The organism is Sphingomonas sp. NCPPB 2930, assembly GCF_042867205.1.
GTDB lineage: Bacteria > Pseudomonadota > Alphaproteobacteria > Sphingomonadales > Sphingomonadaceae > Sphingomonas.
On the sequence record NZ_JBHZQU010000061.1, the window covers coordinates 1 to 623 of the forward strand.

Annotated in this window: 1 protein-coding gene and 1 pseudogene; one reads left to right on the plus strand and one right to left on the minus strand. The window is 34.3% G+C overall.

Going from position 1 to position 623, the window contains the following annotated elements; genetic code table 11:
* Positions 1 to 55: 55 nt before the first annotated feature.
* Complete coding sequence (locus tag ACFX59_RS18350; RefSeq protein WP_001072467.1) at positions 56 to 355, plus strand: DUF5960 family protein; 300 nt, start codon at positions 56 to 58, stop codon at positions 353 to 355.
* A gap of 117 nt (positions 356 to 472) precedes the next feature.
* Here ACFX59_RS18350 and ACFX59_RS18355 read toward each other — a convergent pair.
* Positions 473 to 623 (minus strand): annotated as a pseudogene (locus ACFX59_RS18355) (Msr family ABC-F type ribosomal protection protein); the annotation flags it as partial.

Below are 623 nucleotides of genomic sequence, written 5' to 3' on the forward strand. Positions count from 1 at the left end.
ATCAATTTGAAATTAAAAGACATTATTAGTATTGAACTTGTCGAGGAGGTGCTCTATGAATCAGCTTGAGTTTCAGCGTAATCACCTACAAATGGACTATTATAGCGAGAGCTACCAAGATTTTGAACGTGACTTCTACCGCTACTCTAACATGAATATTCCATTGACCTTCCTAACTGATGATATCCTAAAAACAATGGCGACTTCACGTAAGAATTACTTTGTCCTCAATAAGGAAAAGTCCAGAGATAACCGCGATCACTTCTTCATATTTGAAGTAAGTACCGTAGATGAGAATCCGCTAATCTATCATTATACATATAAGAAAACTACAATATATTTAGCAGAAAAATAGGAGCAGTTCAATTGACTGTTCCTATTTTTAATATTCATAAAATCTAAAGTCTTTATACTCTTTAACAATGGAGTCGCCAACCAGAACAGACTATACTGACCAGCGACTACCTTAAATTTAATGTTTCAGATTTATTTTCTTATCTCTAATTTCATAAACTACATCTGCTACATTTTCGAGTAATCGTTTATCGTGGGTGATAAACACGATAGTTCCGGTGTACTCCTTCATTAGTATTTCCAAAGCCTCTAAACTTGGTATGTCAAGG